Genomic DNA, 20,188 nt, shown 5'->3' on the forward strand with positions numbered 1-20,188 from the left:
AGCATTACTTTTTAGACAATAATGCATACACCAACTCTTTGGTTAGGGCTTTGCCTGCTGCTTTTTCTCTTAAAACACTAAAAGGATACTTAAAGTTACAACCCGTTTTGTACGCACTACAACCATAGGCTGTTTTACCTTTTAGTACAGTTCCTGTTTTGCATTGCGGACACGGCATTGGATCTGTAACTGTAGTTTGTTTTTGTTTTGGTGCTACTTTTTTTTCTTCTAACACCAACTCAAAATCATCATTAAAACGCAACAAACCTTCTTTGGTTCCGTGCTCGGTTTTAAAACCTTTTAGGTTAACAGTACAACCTTTATCTAACAATCGTAAATACTGTTTTTCAGATATTTTTTTATCCATATATACAAAAGGCAATACCATTTTACACCCTGTTTTATAGGCGCTACAACCGTAAGCAGTTTTGCCCTTTAACAACACACCTTGTTTGCATTTAGGGCACGTTTTACCTTGTACAGAGGTAATTTTCTTTTCTTTTACAGGTTTTGCAGCTTTTTCTGTGGCTGCATGCGAAATTTTAATGTGCTTTTGTTCAATACGGACTTCATACACCAAATCGTCAATCATTTTTTTCATGTTGTTGATAAAAACACCTGCATAAAAATTTCCGCTTTCAATTTGTTTTAATTGTTTTTCCCACATACCCGTAAGCTCGGCAGAGGTTAACAATTTATTTTTTATAATGCCTATAAGTTTTATGCCTGTTTGGGTTGGTAGCAATTGCTTTTTTTTACGCTCTATGTATTTGCGCCTGAAAAGTGTTTCTATAATATTTGCTCTGGTAGACGGTCTTCCTATACCGTTTTCCTTCATTAACTCTCGCATTTCATCATCATCTACCTGCTTGCCTGCGGTTTCCATAGCACGTAGCAAACTAGCCTCTGTGTATTGCTTTGGTGGTTTGGTTTCTTTTTCTAAAAACGAAGGTTCATGCGGTCCTTTTTCTCCTTTTTCAAAAGATGGTAAAATGCCTTTCTCTGGCTTATTTTTAGCATCCGGATTTTCAAAAACAACACGCCAGCCCTTTTTTAAAATTTCTTTACCCGTTGTTTTAAAAGGCACTGTGTCTGTTTTACCTAATACCGTTGTATTTGCCACCTCACAATCTGGATAAAAAACAGCAATAAAACGTTTGGTAATAATATCATACACCAACTGTTGGTTGTGCTGTAAATTTATTTGCACACCAGTAGGTATAATAGCGTGGTGGTCTGTTACTTTTTTATCGTTAAAAACCTTGGCAGATTTTCTAATTTTACCCGCCAAAACAACTTGCGTAAGGTTTTGGTAATTGGTTAACTTTTGTAAAATTCCGGCTACTTTTGGGTAAATATCATTAGGTAAAAAGGTAGTATCTACCCTTGGGTAGGTTACCACTTTTTGCTCGTATAATTTTTGTACTATTTTTAAGGTTTCATCTGCAGAAAAACCAAATTTTGTATTGCAATATACCTGCAAGCCAGTAAGGTCAAACAACTTAGGCGCATATTCCTTGCCCTTTTTTTTGGTGGTAGACACAATTTCAAAATCGTTTTCTTTTACTTTTGCAGCAAAAGCCTCTCCTTCTTCTTTCTTTAAAAACCTTCCTTTTTCGCAATTAAACAGTGTGTCTCTGTACAATGTTTGTAGCTCCCAATACGGTTGCGGCTTAAAATTTTCTATTTCATGGTACCTATTCACAATCATAGCTAAAGTAGGTGTTTGCACACGCCCTACAGATAACATTTGCTTGTAACCACCGTGTTTTACGGTGTACAAACGTGTAGCGTTAATACCCAAAAGCCAATCTCCTATGGCTCTAGAAAAACCTGCGTAGTATAAATTGTCATATTTGGTAGCAGGTTGTAGTTTTTGAAACCCTTCCTTTATTGCCTCTGTTGTTAAAGACGATATCCATAAGCGTTGCACCTCTCCTTTGTACGCTGCTTGGTCTATAACCCAACGCTGTATAAGTTCTCCTTCTTGCCCAGCATCACCACAGTTAATTACTACAGTAGCTTGGTCAAATAATTTTTTTACAATTTTAAACTGTTTTTGTATGCCAGACTCTTGTACTACTTTGGTTTTAAACTTATTGGGTAGCATTGGCAAGTTGTTAAGGTCCCAACTTTTCCAGTGTGGTTTATAGTCGTTAGGCTCACAAAGTGTGCATAAATGGCCAAAAGTATAGGTTACTGCATAGCCATTACCCATAAAATACCCATCATGCTTTGTATTAGCACCTAATACAGTAGCAATTTCACGGGCAACACTTGGTTTTTCTGCAATACAAACTTTCATAACAAGGCGTAAAAATAGGATTTTATTAGTGGATGTATTTATAGTTGGCGCATAAAAAAATTAACAAAAAAAAGTAGTAGTAAAAATTTTGTGCATAACGTATGTAAAAAATAACCAACCATACTAAAAAATATACCAATTACACATTTCCGTAATTGTAGTATAAAAAATAGTTTTACATTGTAGGAAAATTAAACAACCAAAAAAACCAACTAGTAAGCTAAATGTGCGTTTATTTACCCCTATTGGCGGAATAAACGCAATAAATTGAGTTTATATATAGTTGCCCACAATATGAAAAAAATATTCCCTATAATATTAATTGTTCTTGCAGGAATTTATATCTATAAGTTGGAAAAATTGAATTCTGAACTTATGGAAATGACTAAAGAATTAACTTTTGAAAAATTTGACAATTCTATCCATCCATCCAACAGCTATATTTATCAAAATGGGAATCAAAAAATAGAAATGAAAATCTCAAATGGGAAAGATTATTTAATTTATGACAAACCAACTGAAACGGAATTCTTAATAACTAATATTGAACCAAACGATATCACAATTTATGGAGCAGGAATTCGAATCATTAGAAATTCTAACGGGATATTGAAGACGGAAATAACTGCTCCCAATAATTATAATGAATCTGATAATTTGTCAGTTAAAATCAGTATTGAAAAAAAAGAAAAAATCGAATTTAATATTCCTTTAAAAAATGTTGAATAAAATACTGTGGGCAACAATGTATAACCGCAATTACGGCGGATTCGACTACGTCCGAATCCACTCACAATTGCTAATGTCTGTGACAAGCCGAAAAACGTTAACTTTAATCCCGTAACTTCGGTTATACCTAACGTTGTAACACATTTGACCAAACCAAGAAACATTGAGTAAATTAAAGAAATTAATAGATAGAATTATTGAGTTTGGAACAAATGAGAAACTTGAATCCGAAAATAAAACACTCGAAATTCAAAGACTGTTAGTTGGAATTTACGCTGAATATCTGAATGTAGAAACGGAATTTGACGAAACTGACTATGAAGAACCTTTACGCTTAGATTATGACGGAATCAGAAGTATAGTAACTGAACATTTTCCAGATTTTGGTTGGTATCATTCTGCTTGGGAAAGTCATAAGATTGACGAAGATGCGGATTTAGTTACTGAAGATTCAATAGATGACTTGACTGACATAATAAAAGATTTAATTGAGGTTCAATGGAGATTGCAAAATAACAGCGAAAAAGATGGACTTTATCAATTTGAGTTTTTAATGAAACATCATTCAGAACAACATCTTGTGAATTTACTTAAATACATAAAGGATAATAATGGCTAACGAACTACCAACACTTGACAGCACAAACGAAGAGCTAGAATCAATTTATAAAGTCCATAGCAAGAGATTTTTCAATTGGCTTGAGACAAATAGTATTTCACCGAATAGCAGTAAAAACATAGCTCTATTAGCTCATAATGAATTAGTAAAAAGGTCTAATAATCGCTATTCACGAATATCTACATATTTGACTTATTTTGTAATTGCTTTATCAGTCATTACGTTAGTTTTTGCAAGTTTAGATTACGTTGGAGATAAAGAATGGCAAAAAGACCAAATAACAGAATTGGAATTAATAAACAAAAATTTAACGGAAAGAAACGCTGAAATAGAATCGCTGAAATTAGAACTTAACAAAACGAAAGAGCAGATTTTAAAATTGGAACAGTTAAATAAGACAGAAAAGAAATAAAAAACGTGTTACAACAATGTGTATAATTCATTGCTAGTTATAGCCTACTTACGAAAGTCCTCGTGGACTTTCTATCTGTGATTTATTTGCTAACTTTAATGCTTAAACACGCAACGAAATCATACACTAGACCGTTGTACGCAAACTGAAAAAAGAAAATTATGATTCCAATTTTTGAACAAGGACATCAACAAGGAATTGGTCACGGATATAATAACTTTTTAAAAAGATTTATTGAAATCTGCGAAAATCACCTTAAAAACAAAAGAGCAAAATCATTTGCATTTATACTTTACGATTTTCACGACAAACAAATTCGAGATATTTTGAAAAGTCAAGGAGGATTTGCAAAGCTTGACCGACTTTCAGGTTCGGAATTATCCATTTTCTATATCCATTCTGACAATAAAAAATTAGTTAAAGCATTTAATAGAATTTTTGTTGGAGCATTTGAAATCAAAAATACAGCGGAATTACCTTGTGTGCTATTCTTCAAAATGGAAGATGGAGATGTCGATGATGTACAAATCATTGAATTAGAGCAAACTGACAAAATGTTTGCATTCCAAGAACTATATAACACCATTGAAAATTATCTAAAAAACAGTAAAAATTTACCTACCCCAAAAAGAAACAAACTAACTGAATTCATTGGTAAAGTAAAAACCATTACAGTTGAAGAATTAATCAAATGGGTAATCGGACAAGGATTAGAAAGAGCAGAAGATATATATTAAATGAATGGCAGAAAAACACGACATAGATACTTATTCAAAACTAGAACTTGGAGCTTCATTTTTCCTTCAAGAATCTTTTCACCACATTCATAGTGCTTTATCCTACGAATATGCTTCAATTTTATTTGCAGAAGAATTGGAAAAAATAGAACCTTCAAAAGCTGATAGAAAGGTAATGGATACAATGAACTTACCAAATAATGCGGTTGGAATTCTACAATCGAATATTCCTGATATTCTTACCGATGAAACCTTAGGTAAGATGTCTGTATCTTGGCAAAAATCTCAATTGAAAGCCAACAATAGTAAACACAAGTTTGGTCTAAACCACAGAATAGATTCGATAGAAATCCTTGGGCACTTAAATAACTTTGGATTTTTTATAGAGACTCTAATAAATAGACACCTTTTATTTCTAAAACAAACTAAAGTGATAGATGATTTTAGCTACGCAAGAATCTCTGTGGCAAAGGTTATGGAAAGAATCATTTATATCTTCAAAGAAGACTTGACTAATGGAAAAACTCAGCTTAATGAAATAGTAAACTTGTTCAGTTTGAGAAACAAAACAGTTCATTTTACACCAGACAATGCAAAAGCGTTAAAACCTAAAATTTCTAAATTAATACAAATTTGGAATCAAAGTGAAAAGCTTATCAAAAAGTTGGAAAAACAAGAGAAGTTTAATGAAGAAAAATTCTCAATTAGATTAGCTAATCATATAAAAGAAATAAAAGAAAGGTGGAATTAAGCCAGCGTACAACAACGTGTATAAAACATAGCTAGTAAGTGCTTAACCGAAAGGTTTGACTTATTTGCAAAGACCGCCAAATTTTTAATTTGACTTTTAGAATAAAAAGTAAAAACAAAACATAAAAATTCGGCTTGTGTTAAATCCAAAAAGTTAGCGATTATTTATACGCAACTACTCATAACTAAACCGTTGCCTACAATTTAAAAAAACAACCGTGACCGAAATAAACGTAAGAGAGAAATACAGAGAGCTAATAAACGATATTGATTTTGACAAACTAGAACTTCAATTAAAAACGCCTAATATTTTCCAAATTTTAGGTGTTGCAAGAACTGAAATTCGACATTCAAATTTTTTAGCCTGGTTGCTTAACCCCAATGGAAGTCACGGACTTGGGAAATTATTTTTGACCAAATTCTTACGTGGAATTTCAACTTCTGATGTAGCAACCGAGCTTGATGAATTTGAAATTGAAGAGCTAAATTTTAACAACGCAGAGATAAGAAGAGAATGGAAAAATATTGACCTACTATTGATTTTTGATTCTTTGGTAATTTGTATAGAAAACAAAATTGATAGTAAAGACCATTCTAACCAACTTACAAAGTACAGAGAAATTGTAAACTCTAATTTTAAGCCTAAAAAGAAAGTTTTTGTTTATTTAACGCCAATTGGGGAATTACCAACAGACAAAACAGAAAGGGAGTATTATGCGCCATATTCCTATCAAGAAATTATAGAACAATTTGACAGAATATTAAAAATTCACGGAAACTCTTTAAACAATGGAGTGAATCAATATATTTTGGACTATTTAACAACAATAAAACGAGAACTTATGAAAAACGATGAGTTAAACGAACTTGCAGATAAAATATATAAAAACCATCGTGAACTTATTGATTTTGTTTTTGAACATAAGTCAGATATAGCATCTGAACTTTATCCTGTTTTTGTTAAAAAAATTGAGAATAGTGGTTGGGTAATGGGTTCAAAACATAAAGGTTTCGCTCGATTTCTGACTTCGGAACTTGATAATATAATTCCAAAAAAAGGGAAAGGTTGGCCTTTAAAGGAGAATTTTCTTTTTGAAATTGACTATTTCTGGGGCAAAAAAAAAGTTGTTTTTAAAACTATTGTTTCACCAGGCGCCCCAGAAATTCACGATATTTTTAAGAAAGCAATGAGTAACATAGAAGGAGCAAAAAAACCAAGAGGAAATAAATGGCTGGTACATTTTATTCATACTTGGAAATTTGATGTTGAGGATTTTATTGGAGCAGACGAAAGTGAAGTAATGAAGGTTTTAGATAAAGAATGGGGTAAAGTACAAGAAATAGTCAACAAAGTAGAAACAGAATTATTAAAATATAAAACGGAATTACAACAGCATTTAGAGTAAAAGCCAGTTGCCATAAATAACCTTAACAAACATTAAAACCATACTATAAAATACTATGAAAAAAATAATATTACTTTCATTTTTAATTACATCATTATCTTATTCACAATCTAACAAACCCAAACTATCGTTTGGAGTTGCTTTAGGAGCAAATATTAGTTTTTTTAATACTCCTGTAAGTGAATTAGGGTACAATGAATCTTTAGGATATTCAAATTCTGCAAGAGTTTCTGCAAAATTAGATTTAAGTACTTTTTACAAAATAAATGACTATTTAAGGTTAGAGTCTGGCTTAAGTTATGTTGGTAAAGGAACTGAATATAGAAGACCTAATAGTAGTGTGATAATAATAGACCAAAATGGTTCTGATAGTGGGTATGATAAAACTAGGTTTAGGCTAGATTATATTGAAATTCCTGTAAAGGCAAATATTAACCTTAAAAAGCTTTTTAAGTCTAAAAATTTTGAGCAGATGCCTATTTATTTTAATGTAGGTTTATCTGGTGGGTTTAATATTATGTCTGATATTAGATATAATAGTTACATTCCGGGATCTTCAAGTGGAGGCGTTCTTGTAAATGTAGAAGAAAGCTTTGAAGTTCAAGAATTTGATTATGCAAAACCCTTTATAATAAACTCTATGGTTGGGTTTAGCTATGTTTTTAAAGAAATTAATAAAAATAAATTCACAGTTGGTTTAGAGTATAGCCAATCATTACAAAATGTGTATGAAGAAAAAGATATAGAATCTTCATACAATTACAAAACTAAAAATGGTTCTATTGCTTTATCGTTTGGCTTTGAGTTTTATTAAAAAATAGGATTAGACAATTAAAGTCTTTGGTCAACATTAAATAATGCCTACTGCTAGGTTTTAGCCACTACGTGTATACCTACAATTGCTAAGCAATTTAGTAAACCAAAATGAATGGTAGCCTAAAAGGCTTGTGTGTTTTTGTAGTATTAAAGCTACTTTAAAATTTAAATTGCTAAATTAGGTGTCAAACTAATAAAAAAGAGTTAGTTAATATTGCTATAATTTATGTTTATGAAAAATTGGTTATGCATAATAGTTTTGGTCTTTTTAATATGTGGCTGTGGTTTGGGTACCGACAAAAAATCTAAACTTGCCATAGCTACAACAGAAATAACATCTAACGATTATTTAGATAATTTTAATAAAGCAAATTTTAAAATCATAGAAATAGACTCTTTTAAAAATTTTAGTGCTCTTTTAAACGAGATGAAAAAACTGTCTTGCTCAAAAAAAATTATTGGTTTAAATTTTAAAGATAACGACACTGTTTTTAAACTTACAGGTTTGGCTAATTGCCCCACAAATGACCAAATTAATTGCTATTTTAGAAGAAATGTACTTATTGTAAAAAACGATTCCTTAAAAAATATATCGGGAGATTTAAGTAAACTGGTACATATTAAAAACCTAGATTCAGAAATTTTAAAAATAAAGGCTAAAGATCACAATTATTACTACAATACAGACACTCTTAAACCAGCCCTAATACATTTACACATACAGGATAACTACCCAATAGCCAAAACTAAAGAAGTGCTAAAACAAATTGTTACCAGATTTAAAAAAGATACAACTCTTTTTAATTACAATATATTGTTTGAAGATTTTAGCCACTTAGATATACCTGCCCCACCACCACCAACTGAATTAAAAGGTGTACATATTAATTAGTTTAAAAAAGTATACAACATACTTAAATAAATAAAATATACGGGTTTTAATATTTCTGGATTAGTAATAGTTTTATGTTTTTGAACCATACTTTAAAATATGGGAAATGAGATATTACTGTTGGTTTAACCTAGGAAAACTAGTTATACGGTAATACTACTGTTTGTAAAGCAAAAAAATAGTTTTACATTGTAGGAAAATTAAACAACAAAAAATAAACTAGTAGGCCAAATGTGCGTTTATTTACCGCTATTAGCGGAATAAACGCAATTAATTGAGTTTATATATAGTTGGCAATAATATCCCAGAAAACGGAAAATTGATAAAAAATGAAAAGAATACATTTTGACAATATGAAAAGTTTGATTTGGATTACGATTTTAATCCTTTCTCTTATTTTTATTTTAGTTGGAACATTTGAACTCTTTGATTTCGAAAATCCAAAACTGAATAAAAGAATAAGTGCAATCGGATTTTTACTTCAAGTTGCCTTTTATAGTAGAATGTTTTGGTATAAAAATTATGTTCAATGGAATAAAAAAGGAGCAAATATTAGAGTGAATTCTTTTTGGGGAAAGTCCTTGAGTTTCGACCAAATTAAAACGACTGAACTGAACGAAAAAACTTTGACTATTACAAAAACTAATGAGAATAAAATTACGTTTGACTTGAATGAAATTGCGGATTCTGACTCTCAAAAACTGAATGAAATAATAATTAAAAATACTATTGCCAACAATGTATAACCGCAATTACGGCGGATTCGACTACGTCCGAATCCACTCACAATTGCTAATGTCTGTGATAAGCCGAAAAACATTAACTTTAATCCCGTAACTTCGGTTATACCTACCGTTGTGGTTAATATCCAAACAATACGTAGAACATAAAACCTATATGAAATAAAATGAAAATTGGAATTTTAGCTATTGTATTTTTTGCTTCATTAATAATTAGGTTTTTACATCTTGAAAACAAAAAAAAATCTAATGAAATAAAAACTAAAATGTTGGAAAGGGCTAAAATAGCTAGAAGAATACAAGCTATTAACAAATCTTCACATAATAAACATAAAATATCTAGGCTACTTATTAAAATGTTAGAAGAGTTTCAGTTTCACGACGATGTTCAACCGACTTTAACAGAAACAGAAATAATTGAAATTGAAAAGCAAATAAATTTAACTTTACCTCTATCATATAAGTTGTTTTTAAAATATTTTGGAGACGGTGGAACTTGGATTTATACAAATTCAATAGACAGTATCAGAAATAGGTCTTGGCTATCTGATTATAGAAATGAATTGAATGAAAAAATAGAATTAGATAATAAAGAAATAAAAGTGGACTCATTACTATGTTTAATGTCTGAAGATTCAAATGGAGGAGCTTGGTGTTGGTTGACTTCAGAAGACACCAAGGATGGAGAATGGCCCTTAGCTTATTATAGTTTAAGTGACAAAAAACTACATTTTAAAGTTGAAAATTTTGCAGAATGGCTAAAAATATTAACAAATTCTAAAGGAGAAGTAATTAGAGAATTAGATTTGGACTATCAATTAGGATTAGGATAAATAACCATTTTATCTGACTTAAAATATTAGAAATAAATAAAATACTAACCACAACACCGCATAAAATTAATTGCTAGGTTCTAGACTACTTACGAATCCCTAAGCTTGTGGACTATCGGGCTTTCTATTCGGTTTATATTTGCTAAATTAGGTGCATAAACGGCGTAACAAACCATATACTAAACCGTTGGCTAACATTAAAAAAGACAAATCGAAGACATGAAATATATTAATATCTTGTTCCTCTTAATTTTACAATTAATTACTGTAAATAAAACAAATGCACAATGTCCTGAAGCTCAGAGTTACGTTTCAAAAATTGAGCAAGCAGATTCTTGGACACCTACAGAACGAGTAAGTAGTGGTGATAAAATTCAAGCCTGGACTCAATTAGGTACTTGGTATAATTATAGGTGCGAATGCGAGAATGGAGGTAATCTTTCTGATACTGACCTTCAGCGATTAGTAGATCACCTTAATATGATAAAAGGACAAATAAGCTCTAAATATTCATCATATGGAAGTGTTCCATCTACGTCTATTTCTGATTGCAAAAAAAAGACAAAAAATGGGTCAAATGCCTCATCAAAACTGAATAATAATTCAAATAGTAAGTCTTCTACTCAAATAGAGATGGAAAATCGCCTTGTGAACTACAATAAAGCAATGAACCTAAAAACACAAGGAGAAAACATTGCAAGAGCTTATGCACAACAAGTAAAGTCTTATGGACAACTGAATAGTACTAGTACTCCAGAAGTATTATTAGAAAATTTTAATTCTAACATGCAAGCTATCGCAGACTTAGAGGCTCAAAATAAAGCTGATAATTTAAGTCAACTATCCAACACATTAAGTTCATCTTTAAACGATTTAAGTACTGGAAATTATGAAGGTGCTATGTTTAGTGCATTATCATTACTAGACCAAGGAGAAGCTAAAAGAGAAGCGAGAAGAAAGGCTGAAGCCACTAAACGTCGTTTGGCTTATCAAGTACAACAAAAAATGACTGCTTTTTACACCAAAGCAGTAGAACTTAATGATGAAGCTATTAATCAATATTATGAAAAAGCTGCATATGCATACAGTAAAGAAGAAGAAGCCTATATGCTAGCCTATATTGATAATTTAGAATGCCATAAAAAAAATATGGAAAATAATTTTAGCTATAACAATACATCATGGCTAAAAAACAATTGTTCTGTTCCTGTAAAGAAAAATTATACTGTAAACAATCTTGTTGCAAAGGATATTCAATATATAAATGCAGCAAAAAGAAAATATGCGCTTTATAAAAAAACTGGCGAACAAGTCTTTCAAAAAGGAGCAATGAGATTTGCAGGATTAGCAGCGACAGAAAACCCCAAAGCTGACTACTACTACACAATGGGGCATTATGCAGGAATAAACAACCCTTTAGTTGCTTATTCTAGCTTCCTTACAGCTAAATCTAAAAATTCAAACTATTTTTCAGGTGAAAAAGCTTCTGAATTTGCAATGGTAAAATTGAGTTTAGAATCTTCATTTAAAAAAGCCATTGAAGAAAATGATCAAGAAGTGGTTTCTAATATTGTTGGTGCAGGTTTACATCAAACTGTTAAGATTGATAATTCACTACCAATTATTTATGCCATCAAAATTGATAAAGCTGATGTTGTATTTGCATTTTTAAATACCGATTTGGTAGGAAAACCTCAAACTGTTATAAATAAAAAAGTTCAATCAGCTCTATATATGGCGGCATTATTAGATGCACCAAATACGATACAAAAATTTGCTGACCTAGGATTTTCTGTTGATTTTAGTATTGCTGGTAAAACTCCATTAGATGCTGCTGCAGAGTCATTATCGGTTAATAGTTTCAATAAAATATCGGAGTTACTTGGTGGCCAAACGAAATACAATATTGAGAACTCTGACGTTATTAAACTGCAACATTTATTACGTTCTGCTGATGTAAATGACACAATAAAAGTAATAGATATCTTTAATTCACTAAATAAGCCAACCCCAAAATACAAATCTCTCGAATTATTGCTCTATGCGAAAAAAAGAGAGGGTTTCTTTATGGTTTTTGAAGCTAATAAGAAGTTCTACGCCGACTGGGTTAAAGAAAATAGAGCAAAAATTTTCAAACAGTTCAGTGAAGAAGTTTTATATAAATACAACAAACATGTTCACCGCTACTTATCTCTAGATCTATTGCCTTTAGCTGATGGAGTTAATCTGTATGGAGATGATTTAGCTACGTTTTTCGAAGTATGGTTAAACCATTCTTGGAATTATATGTCCATGCCTAAGAAAGAGTCAAGTAAATCAGCGTTGGGATATGATTTAATAGTTAATTCTAGTTTGAAAAATAAACAAGTTGAATTATTAGGCATTCAACTAGGGACACAATATGCTGAAATAATGGGAATAACCGGTAGTTATAAGGATGATTGGAATAAATCTATCATGTTTGAATTTATAACATCAAATCCAGAAACTTACCAATTGAATTTATTGAATTTTTCTATTTATTATAGACAAGATTCTAAGATGGTAAGAGTATTATTAGATAATTACAACAATGAAACTCTTCGGTCAGGAAATTTCTTAAGAAATGTTATTTGGAACGGCCCGATGCTAAACCCAAATTCTACAGCTAATAATAAACAACAGGCTGAATTGATAAAAAGCGGATATGAAATTTTAGAAATGTTGTTATTTGATTTTGGATACCATAAGGATGCATTTAAGACATTAGCCCAAATGAGGTTTGAAACAGGTATGTACCCCCAAGCAAATGAGTATCTAAAAAAACTCCTCGACAGATTGATTGAATCTGACCAAGCAGACCCTAATTGGAACGATTGGTGGGATTCTTATTCTCTTAAAAAAAATAAAAAGAATATAAAAAAAAGAGATGATAGAAAATATTGGGAAGCCGTTATTGAAGGTAATTTCGAAGAACGATACTAAAACGATTTGCCAACAATGGCTATAATGATGAAAAAAGACCTCGAAAAAGAATTAGAATACTTGAATTCGACTATTGACCTGACAGATTTCAATACGATAGAACGCGGACTAAAATTTCATTTAAGATTTAAACTTGGAGACCCATTTGAAAATGGAACTAAAGAAAGAGTAAATCAAGCGACAAAACGTGCGACTGAATTGTTTGAAAATCAAATAAATGGAAATTCGAAAATTTACATTATAATTTATGACTTTATCGAAGAAATGTTTGCTCAAACACCAAATCACATTTACAGCTTACTAAAATCGGAAAGCATAAAAGCTGAACAGTCTGAAGAGGATTTAGTTACAAGATATTTTGATATTGAGCGTGTAAAAGGCAAATTATCGATTTATAGAACGGAAAGAGACAAAATTAAATACTCGAAAATATTTAACGGAATAGCGAATACAGAAATGGGATTTTCACCAACAATTCATCAACTCGTTTATTTTTTTCAACCTAAATCGAAAAAATGGTTTTGGATGTACGATGACAGAGGTTGTTTAATGTTTAGTAACAGAACAGACGATTTAAAAGAGAATTTGGTGAAATTTGACAATTGGATAGTTGAAAATCAACGAAATGAAATGGAAAAACAATTTAAATAAATCACTATTGCCAACAATGTATAACCGCAATCTATGAAAGAATGACAAAACTAATTTTAATAACTTCAATAACTCTTATGAGCATATTTAATGTATTTGGACAAGGGAAAAACGACAAAAATAAAACTGAATTTAAATTTAGTGATCCTGAAAATAAAGCTGTTTTTACTTGTAATCACGTAACTGATGAGAAAAGTCCGATTTTGTATGCGACACACGACAGCGACGGAGATTGGCAATTCTTATGCGGACAAAATGACCACGCGGAGGAAAACGCAAAAATCATTTCTTTGAAAAATGCGGTTGAATTAGATAATACTCTGAATGAATTATTTGAAATGCCGATTGGAGTTGGAGCGGAACGCAATGGAATTGGTCAAAAATGGAATCCTTTTAGACTCTAATCAGAAAATAGATTTTTATGAGCAAATCGGAAAAGAAAACTAAAATTCGTGGAATCACAACTGCGAAATCGGAGAAAGAAAATAAGCAAGATGCTAATAGAAAATATCGCAGGATAGTAAAACAGAAAGTTAAATCTAACGAGTCTGAATTACCTAAAGTTCGTGAAATCTCAAATGTTTGGAGTTTTGATAAAGACGGAAAGAAATACGATTCTGAAATGACCGATAAAGATTTGCGAAAATAAAAACTACTGGCAACAATGCATATATTTTATTGCTAGGTTCTAGCCTACTTACGAATCCCTAAGCTTGTGAACTATCGGGCTTTCTATTCGGTTTATATTTGCTAAATTAGGTGCATAAACGGCGTAACAAACCAATTACAAGAACGTTATAGCCATATTTCAGGACTAGACATTTAAAGAAACACCATACATTCAATGAAAAAAATCTTGATAACCGGCGGATTTGGAAAAATAGCCAAACATTTCGTTCATAACTTCAGCAACAAATATGAAATAACCGTTGCAGACATTGTAACGGACAGCAGTACTTTTTCGAACAATGTGCGAATTGAAAAAGCAGACTTGATGGACTTTTCAATTTGCTCAAAACTATGCGTAGGAATCGATACCGTAATTCATTTGGCCGGAATAGTAGACCCGATTTCTGAATCGGACGAGATTTTAGAAACTAACATAAAAACCACACAGAATATTTTTAAAGCAGCAGTAAAAGCAAAATGCAAAAGACTGATTTTTGCGAGTAGTGCCCAGACCATAGAAAGCTATCCGACGGATATCCAAGTTAACAAGAATATGCTCGTTAAGCCGAAAAATATTTATGGAGTATCAAAATGTTTTGGAGAAGCTTTAGCGGCTTACCATGCATATAACAATGGAATTTCTGCCATTTGCCTGCGAATTGGTGCGTACGAATTCCCAAAAGACTTTACTGAAATGAATGCGAGGGATTTAAGTGCATTTCTGCATCCTGATGATTTTAATCAATTATTGATTGGATGTATCGAAACAGAAAATATTAAATATGAGGTTCTGAACGCTATTTCCGATAACAGGTATAAACGATTGGATATTACTGAATCGAAAGAAAAAGTTGGGTATAGACCCAAAGCAGACGCATTTACCCTGTTCAAGCTCGCAGCGGAGTAAAACTGGCTACAACCCGTATAAAATTAATTGCTAGTTTTAACCTACATTAGAATCTTTATGCGGAATATTCTATTAGGTTTATATTTGCTAAATTAGGTGCATAAACGGCGTAACAAACCAATTACAAGAACGTTGTAAGCAACCTCAGGAAACGAAAAAAAAGATGAAAACAAGCACATTAATTGGAATTCTTTTTTGCTCAATTTTGTTTGTATGCGAAAACAAGAATGATGACCGATTTGTTTTCTTCCTTCATAACCGATTTTTAGAAGAACACGCACTGAATGAATTACATCCCGAATTTGGGCGAACTGAATACAGCGAAATTATTGCTGAACTTAAAAAAGGGGGACTTAAAGTAATAAGCGAAAAACGGAGTGGAAATGTTAACGCAAGAGAATACGCAATTGGAATTGTAACCCAAATTGACAGTTTAATAAAAAATGGAGTAGAACCAAGAAAAATAACTGTTGTTGGAACCTCAAAAGGTGGTTATATAGCTCAATATGTTTCGACTTTAGCAAATAATCAGGATTTAAATTTTGTATTTATTGCAAGTTTTAGGAATAGCGATATTCAAAATATACCTGAAATTAATTTTTGCGGAAATATTTTAACTATTTACGAAAAATCCGACCCATTTGGAGTTTCCGCATTGGAACGAAAGAAAATCTCGAATTGTGAAATAAAACACTTTAAAGAAATAGAACTGAATTCTGGAATGGGACACGGATTTTTATTTAAACCATTAAAGGAATGGATTGAACCGACAATAAAATGGGCAAAAGGAAATTACAACCTGTAATAAAAACTGTGCCCAATACCATATAAAATAATTGCTACTTAGTACTTAACAAAAAAGCGTTACAAACCCGCAACTATTCTTATAAAAAACCACTACATAAGTAAAGTATAGGGAACTTACATCTCTAGAATTTTTTATGCATAATTACCAATTGTACTAAAAAATATACCAATTACACATTTCCATTATTACAGTATAAAAAATTAATTTATATTGTAAGAAAATAAAACAACTAGAAAGCCAAATGTGCGTTTACTCACCCATATTGGCAAAATAAACGCAATTAATTGAGTTTATATATAGTTGGGCAACATATTGACCATGAGAAATTTTCTGATTATTTCACTTATCGTTTTATTTCACGGTTGTCGAGAAAAATCGACAAAGAATTTTGAAGATTATAATGAAGAGGACTTTGTTGAAGTGCAAGGACTTATAATAAAAGTCGAAAAAGAATTTGCCTATCAAAACAGAAAAGTGGACGTAACATACATTTACGATTTAGAAAAGGATAACCCAACCATTGGACATGAAAAGGATTCTCCATTTATTCCTATGGTTGGAGAACCTAGAGTTATTATGGTGCATAAATATGAGGAAAATGTTTCCTTTTTAGGTATAAACAATTATGTAGAAGATGAAAACGGTTTAATAAAAAAATACTTGGAAAAGAGCGACCGATTTGGAGCTGAATATTACGGAGTTGACCAAAACGCATTGGATTAAATAAGACCGCGAGAAGTAAGGAAAAAATAAAATACGTTGCACAACAAAACCTATAAACAATACGGGCGTTTGTGCTTAACCCAAAGGTCTGTGAATATTAATTAAGTCCGCTAAATATAAAATTTGGCATTTATAGAAGAAAAGATAAAAACAAAATATTTATATTTAGCTAAGTAATAAACCGTAACGAAAGTGCTTTTTAACCGCCCTACGTTTCTTATACTAACCGTTACCTGTAATTTATGAAAAACTTTGTCCCAATTGCAATTCTCATTTTTATTGGTATTATTTCCTGCTCGAATGAACTTGAATTGAATGGAAACTGGATAAACACCTACTATTCAAATGAAAATGGGCAAATACAGAATCTTGATTTGGAATCTAGAATATTGTTAAACATCAAGAACAATAAAATAAGAATAATAAAATTCCCAACCAATCAAGACCAATTCGTACAATTGGACACAGTATTAGATTTGCAACCAAAAACCCAAAAACTAATATTTAAGGATCAAATCGGACAAATAGAGGGGCAATTTATCTTTGCGAAAGACAGTATCATTTTTAATAACTTTAAGTCTTCAAAATCATATTCTGTTTTTAAAAAAATACCTAAGCAATTTAAAGATGTGAGTTGGAATCCAGTAGGTAAATCATATCGGTATAATGGTAATAAATCAATTATGAATGCAGATTTTGTTAATGATACTATGATGATTCATTATGACGGGAATAATGAAAAAATATCCAAAAACGAATGGTCTATCGAAAGTTTTGAAAATTTAAAGTTCCTTTTATTTAGCAATAATCTTTATTCAATTCCCATAAAAATCGACTCAGCAATCAATGAAAAAGTTTATCTATCTACATACGACGATAAAATTCAAAATTATGTATTTGTTGAGCAAGCAAAAACTAAATTGGACAAGTTAATTGGGAAATGGCAAGTTATAAAGCAAAATGACCTAAAAAAACCGACTCCAATTATTGACCCATTTTGGAGAAATTATATTGAACATATTACTGTTTCTAAAGATTCAATTAAAATTACTAGTATAGGGCAGAATTCTACAAGCAAGTGGGAACTCAGCGGGTCTGGAGGATTAATTTTTCTTTATGGTAAAAAGTTCAGGACCTTCCGTATCGTGCGTTTGACAGAGCAAGAAATGGAACTAGAAATTGGAGGTGAAAATTGGGATGGACAAATGCATTCAATTTACCAACGGAAATGAAAACTACAGGTAACAATACCTATAGCAAATAGGGCGAAAAGTGCTATATTTAAGGGCTTGGGCTTGTTTACTAAGTCCGCTAAATCTTATGGATTTAGCTTTAGAATAGAAAAAATAAATCAAAACAATAAGCTTTAGCTTCGTGCGTAGACGGAAACGAAAAGTTTCCTTGACTCCGCACTACGCTTAGCCCAACCGTTACCATACATTTGAGAAAAACCGATGAACGAAACAAACTTGACTTCCAAAATTAAAACTGAACCGAATATTGGAAACCGATTTGCTGCTGGATTAGTAGATTACATTATAATTTATGCGGTTACATTCTTTCTGATTTATACTCTTGGCGAACCGAATGACGAAGGAGGATATTCCTTGAATGGATTACCAGGATTAATTCCAATTGCTTTTTGGCTGATTATGACTGTTGGACTTGAAATTGGATTCGGAGCAACTCTCGGGAATTCATTAGTTGGACTTAAACCGATTCCGAAAAACGGAACAAACCGAAAATTGACTTTTGGAGAATCTTTTAAAAGACATTTACTTGACCCAATCGATATGTTCTTTTTTGGATTAATCGGAATTATAACAATAAAAAACACAGATAAAAATCAACGATTAGGAGATATTTGGGGAAATACAATTGTTGTGAAAACATCTGAATTAAAAAAAACGGAATAAAAAACGTATGGTAACAATGAATAAAAATAATTGCTCAATTTTGGGCTTAACCAAAGGTCGTTGCAAGTAATTTAAGAAATGACGAACTTAAACAGAAGAAAATTTATAAAACGAGGAATTTTAGCCTCAATTGGATTAGTACTTTTAGACTCACTTTGGTTTGAGAAATATGTAATTGACTGGAATTACTTTGACATCTCAAAATCGCAAAAAGACAAAATAAAAATCATTCAAATTTCGGATTTACACTTTGACCAATTAAGATATTTTCATAAATCTATTGCGAAAAAAATAAATTTAATTAAACCTGATTTAGTATTTATAACTGGAGATTCTGTTGACAAAACTGAAAAAATAGATTCACTGAATGATTTTTTGCAATTAATAGATAATTCTATAAAAAAATATGCGATTACCGGAAATTGGGAATATTGGGGAAAAGTGGATTTGACAAAACTTAAAAATACTTATTCTAAAAATAATTGCGAATTATTAATAAACGAGAACAGAACTATTTCAATTAAAAATCGTAAAATCTCAATAATCGGAATTGACGATTTAGTTGGTGGAAATGCTGATTTCGGAAAAGCAATTGAAAATCTAAAACAAACCGAAACCAATATCGTTTTATCACATTGTCCTGAATATAGAGATATAATCACAAAACAAAAAGAGAATTTAAATATTGATTTAGTACTTTCTGGTCATACTCACGGAGGACAGATTACATTTTTAGGAATCGTTCCTTTTAAACCTCAAGGGAGTGGAAAGTATTTAAAAGGTTGGTATAAAGAATCGGAACCGAAAATGTATATATCAAAAGGAATTGGAACAAGTATTTTACCAATCCGATTTGGAGCAAGAGCGGAAATGGTAGAAATGGAAATATAAAAACTACTGGCAGCAAAGTACTGTGGTAAAAAACAAGTAAAAACTCATTAACTTTCCACTAAAACACTTCTATAATTATTATCATAGGATAAGCCCTGATTTTGCGATAGCAAAGGCTATTAACGCTAACTTTTTACTCTTTCCTTTGGCTACTATTCGGTCATAAATAGCCTTACAGACCTTATTATATTTACACGCATTAAAGCTGCACATGAATAATAAGTTTTGTAATTTTTGATTTCTTATTTTACTAATTCGCGGGCCTCTTTTTACCCTACTCCTACTTTGATGAACACTGGTGTTAACCCAGCATAACTACATAATTCACTACCACTACTAAAATGCCTAAAAAATCATTCTAAGTAAAAAAATTATCAAGCTTTAGGACTTTATAACATTCTAGTAACACTAGTTAAATCA

21 protein-coding genes and 1 pseudogene are annotated in these 20,188 nt (G+C 31.3%); 20 read left to right on the forward strand and 2 right to left on the reverse strand.

Annotated elements, in window-relative coordinates; translation table 11 throughout:
* Positions 1–4 precede the first annotated feature (4 nt).
* A complete protein-coding gene (locus CELLY_RS04750) occupies positions 5–2,305 on the reverse strand; it encodes a DNA topoisomerase 3 (protein ID WP_013620522.1) in 2,301 nt (766 codons plus the stop codon).
* Positions 2,306–2,599: 294 nt separating this feature from the next.
* Between CELLY_RS04750 and CELLY_RS04755 the strand changes: the two genes are divergently transcribed.
* The 20 genes from CELLY_RS04755 to CELLY_RS04850 all read left to right on the forward strand — a co-directional run bounded on the left by CELLY_RS04755 (position 2,600) and on the right by CELLY_RS04850 (position 19,768).
* Positions 2,600–3,034, forward strand: a complete 435-nt coding sequence (locus CELLY_RS04755; protein ID WP_013620523.1) for a hypothetical protein — start codon at positions 2,600–2,602, stop codon at positions 3,032–3,034.
* 163 nt (positions 3,035–3,197) lie between these two features.
* The gene (locus CELLY_RS04760) at positions 3,198–3,653 is read left to right on the forward strand and encodes a hypothetical protein (RefSeq protein ID WP_013620524.1); all 456 of its coding nucleotides are present in this window, start codon (positions 3,198–3,200) and stop codon (positions 3,651–3,653) included.
* On the forward strand, positions 3,646–4,065 hold the full coding sequence (locus CELLY_RS04765; RefSeq protein WP_013620525.1) for a hypothetical protein: 420 nt from the start codon (positions 3,646–3,648) through the stop codon (positions 4,063–4,065). Before CELLY_RS04760 ends, CELLY_RS04765 begins: the two co-directional genes overlap by 8 nt.
* Positions 4,066–4,226: 161 nt before the next feature.
* A complete protein-coding gene (locus CELLY_RS04770) occupies positions 4,227–4,802 on the forward strand; it encodes a hypothetical protein (protein WP_013620526.1) in 576 nt (191 codons plus the stop codon).
* 4 nt (positions 4,803–4,806) lie between these two features.
* Positions 4,807–5,553: a hypothetical protein gene (locus CELLY_RS04775; RefSeq protein ID WP_013620527.1), complete on the forward strand. Its 747-nt coding sequence runs from the start codon at positions 4,807–4,809 to the stop codon at positions 5,551–5,553.
* 217 nt (positions 5,554–5,770) lie between these two features.
* The gene (locus CELLY_RS04780; protein ID WP_013620528.1) at positions 5,771–6,958 is read left to right on the forward strand and encodes a PDDEXK-like family protein; all 1,188 of its coding nucleotides are present in this window, start codon (positions 5,771–5,773) and stop codon (positions 6,956–6,958) included.
* Positions 6,959–7,013: 55 nt separating this feature from the next.
* On the forward strand, positions 7,014–7,772 hold the full coding sequence (locus tag CELLY_RS04785) for a porin family protein (RefSeq protein WP_013620529.1): 759 nt from the start codon (positions 7,014–7,016) through the stop codon (positions 7,770–7,772).
* Between the two features lie 234 nt (positions 7,773–8,006).
* A complete protein-coding gene (locus CELLY_RS04790; protein WP_042256662.1) occupies positions 8,007–8,666 on the forward strand; it encodes a hypothetical protein in 660 nt (219 codons plus the stop codon).
* Between the two features lie 329 nt (positions 8,667–8,995).
* Positions 8,996–9,412, forward strand: a complete 417-nt coding sequence (locus CELLY_RS04795; protein WP_013620531.1) for a hypothetical protein — start codon at positions 8,996–8,998, stop codon at positions 9,410–9,412.
* Positions 9,413–9,573: 161 nt separating this feature from the next.
* Complete coding sequence (locus CELLY_RS04800; protein WP_013620532.1) at positions 9,574–10,239, forward strand: SMI1/KNR4 family protein; 666 nt, start codon at positions 9,574–9,576, stop codon at positions 10,237–10,239.
* Between the two features lie 219 nt (positions 10,240–10,458).
* Positions 10,459–13,203, forward strand: coding sequence for a hypothetical protein (locus tag CELLY_RS04805; protein ID WP_013620533.1), 2,745 nt, complete (start codon positions 10,459–10,461; stop codon positions 13,201–13,203).
* 24 nt (positions 13,204–13,227) lie between these two features.
* On the forward strand, positions 13,228–13,854 hold the full coding sequence (locus CELLY_RS04810) for a DUF3885 domain-containing protein (protein ID WP_013620534.1): 627 nt from the start codon (positions 13,228–13,230) through the stop codon (positions 13,852–13,854).
* 41 nt (positions 13,855–13,895) lie between these two features.
* Entirely contained in the window at positions 13,896–14,258 is a 363-nt protein-coding gene (locus CELLY_RS04815; protein ID WP_244847070.1) for a DUF2185 domain-containing protein, read from the forward strand.
* A gap of 17 nt (positions 14,259–14,275) precedes the next feature.
* Positions 14,276–14,503, forward strand: a complete 228-nt coding sequence (locus CELLY_RS04820) for a hypothetical protein (protein ID WP_013620536.1) — start codon at positions 14,276–14,278, stop codon at positions 14,501–14,503.
* Positions 14,504–14,698: 195 nt separating this feature from the next.
* On the forward strand, positions 14,699–15,430 hold the full coding sequence (locus CELLY_RS04825; protein WP_013620537.1) for an NAD-dependent epimerase/dehydratase family protein: 732 nt from the start codon (positions 14,699–14,701) through the stop codon (positions 15,428–15,430).
* Positions 15,431–15,593: 163 nt separating this feature from the next.
* On the forward strand, positions 15,594–16,235 hold the full coding sequence (locus tag CELLY_RS04830; RefSeq protein ID WP_013620538.1) for a hypothetical protein: 642 nt from the start codon (positions 15,594–15,596) through the stop codon (positions 16,233–16,235).
* Between the two features lie 321 nt (positions 16,236–16,556).
* Complete coding sequence (locus tag CELLY_RS04835) at positions 16,557–16,961, forward strand: hypothetical protein (RefSeq protein ID WP_013620539.1); 405 nt, start codon at positions 16,557–16,559, stop codon at positions 16,959–16,961.
* 242 nt (positions 16,962–17,203) lie between these two features.
* Complete coding sequence (locus CELLY_RS04840; protein ID WP_013620540.1) at positions 17,204–18,193, forward strand: hypothetical protein; 990 nt, start codon at positions 17,204–17,206, stop codon at positions 18,191–18,193.
* Positions 18,194–18,415: 222 nt separating this feature from the next.
* Complete coding sequence (locus tag CELLY_RS04845) at positions 18,416–18,877, forward strand: RDD family protein (RefSeq protein ID WP_013620541.1); 462 nt, start codon at positions 18,416–18,418, stop codon at positions 18,875–18,877.
* A 78-nt stretch (positions 18,878–18,955) separates the two neighbouring features.
* The gene (locus tag CELLY_RS04850; RefSeq protein ID WP_013620542.1) at positions 18,956–19,768 is read left to right on the forward strand and encodes a metallophosphoesterase; all 813 of its coding nucleotides are present in this window, start codon (positions 18,956–18,958) and stop codon (positions 19,766–19,768) included.
* 47 nt (positions 19,769–19,815) lie between these two features.
* On the opposite strand, the pseudogene CELLY_RS17220 reads toward CELLY_RS04850, so the two are convergent.
* Positions 19,816–20,118 (reverse strand): annotated as a pseudogene (locus CELLY_RS17220) (transposase); the annotation flags it as partial.
* Between the last annotated feature and the right edge of the window lie 70 nt (positions 20,119–20,188).

This window comes from Cellulophaga lytica DSM 7489 (assembly GCF_000190595.1).
GTDB lineage: Bacteria > Bacteroidota > Bacteroidia > Flavobacteriales > Flavobacteriaceae > Cellulophaga > Cellulophaga lytica.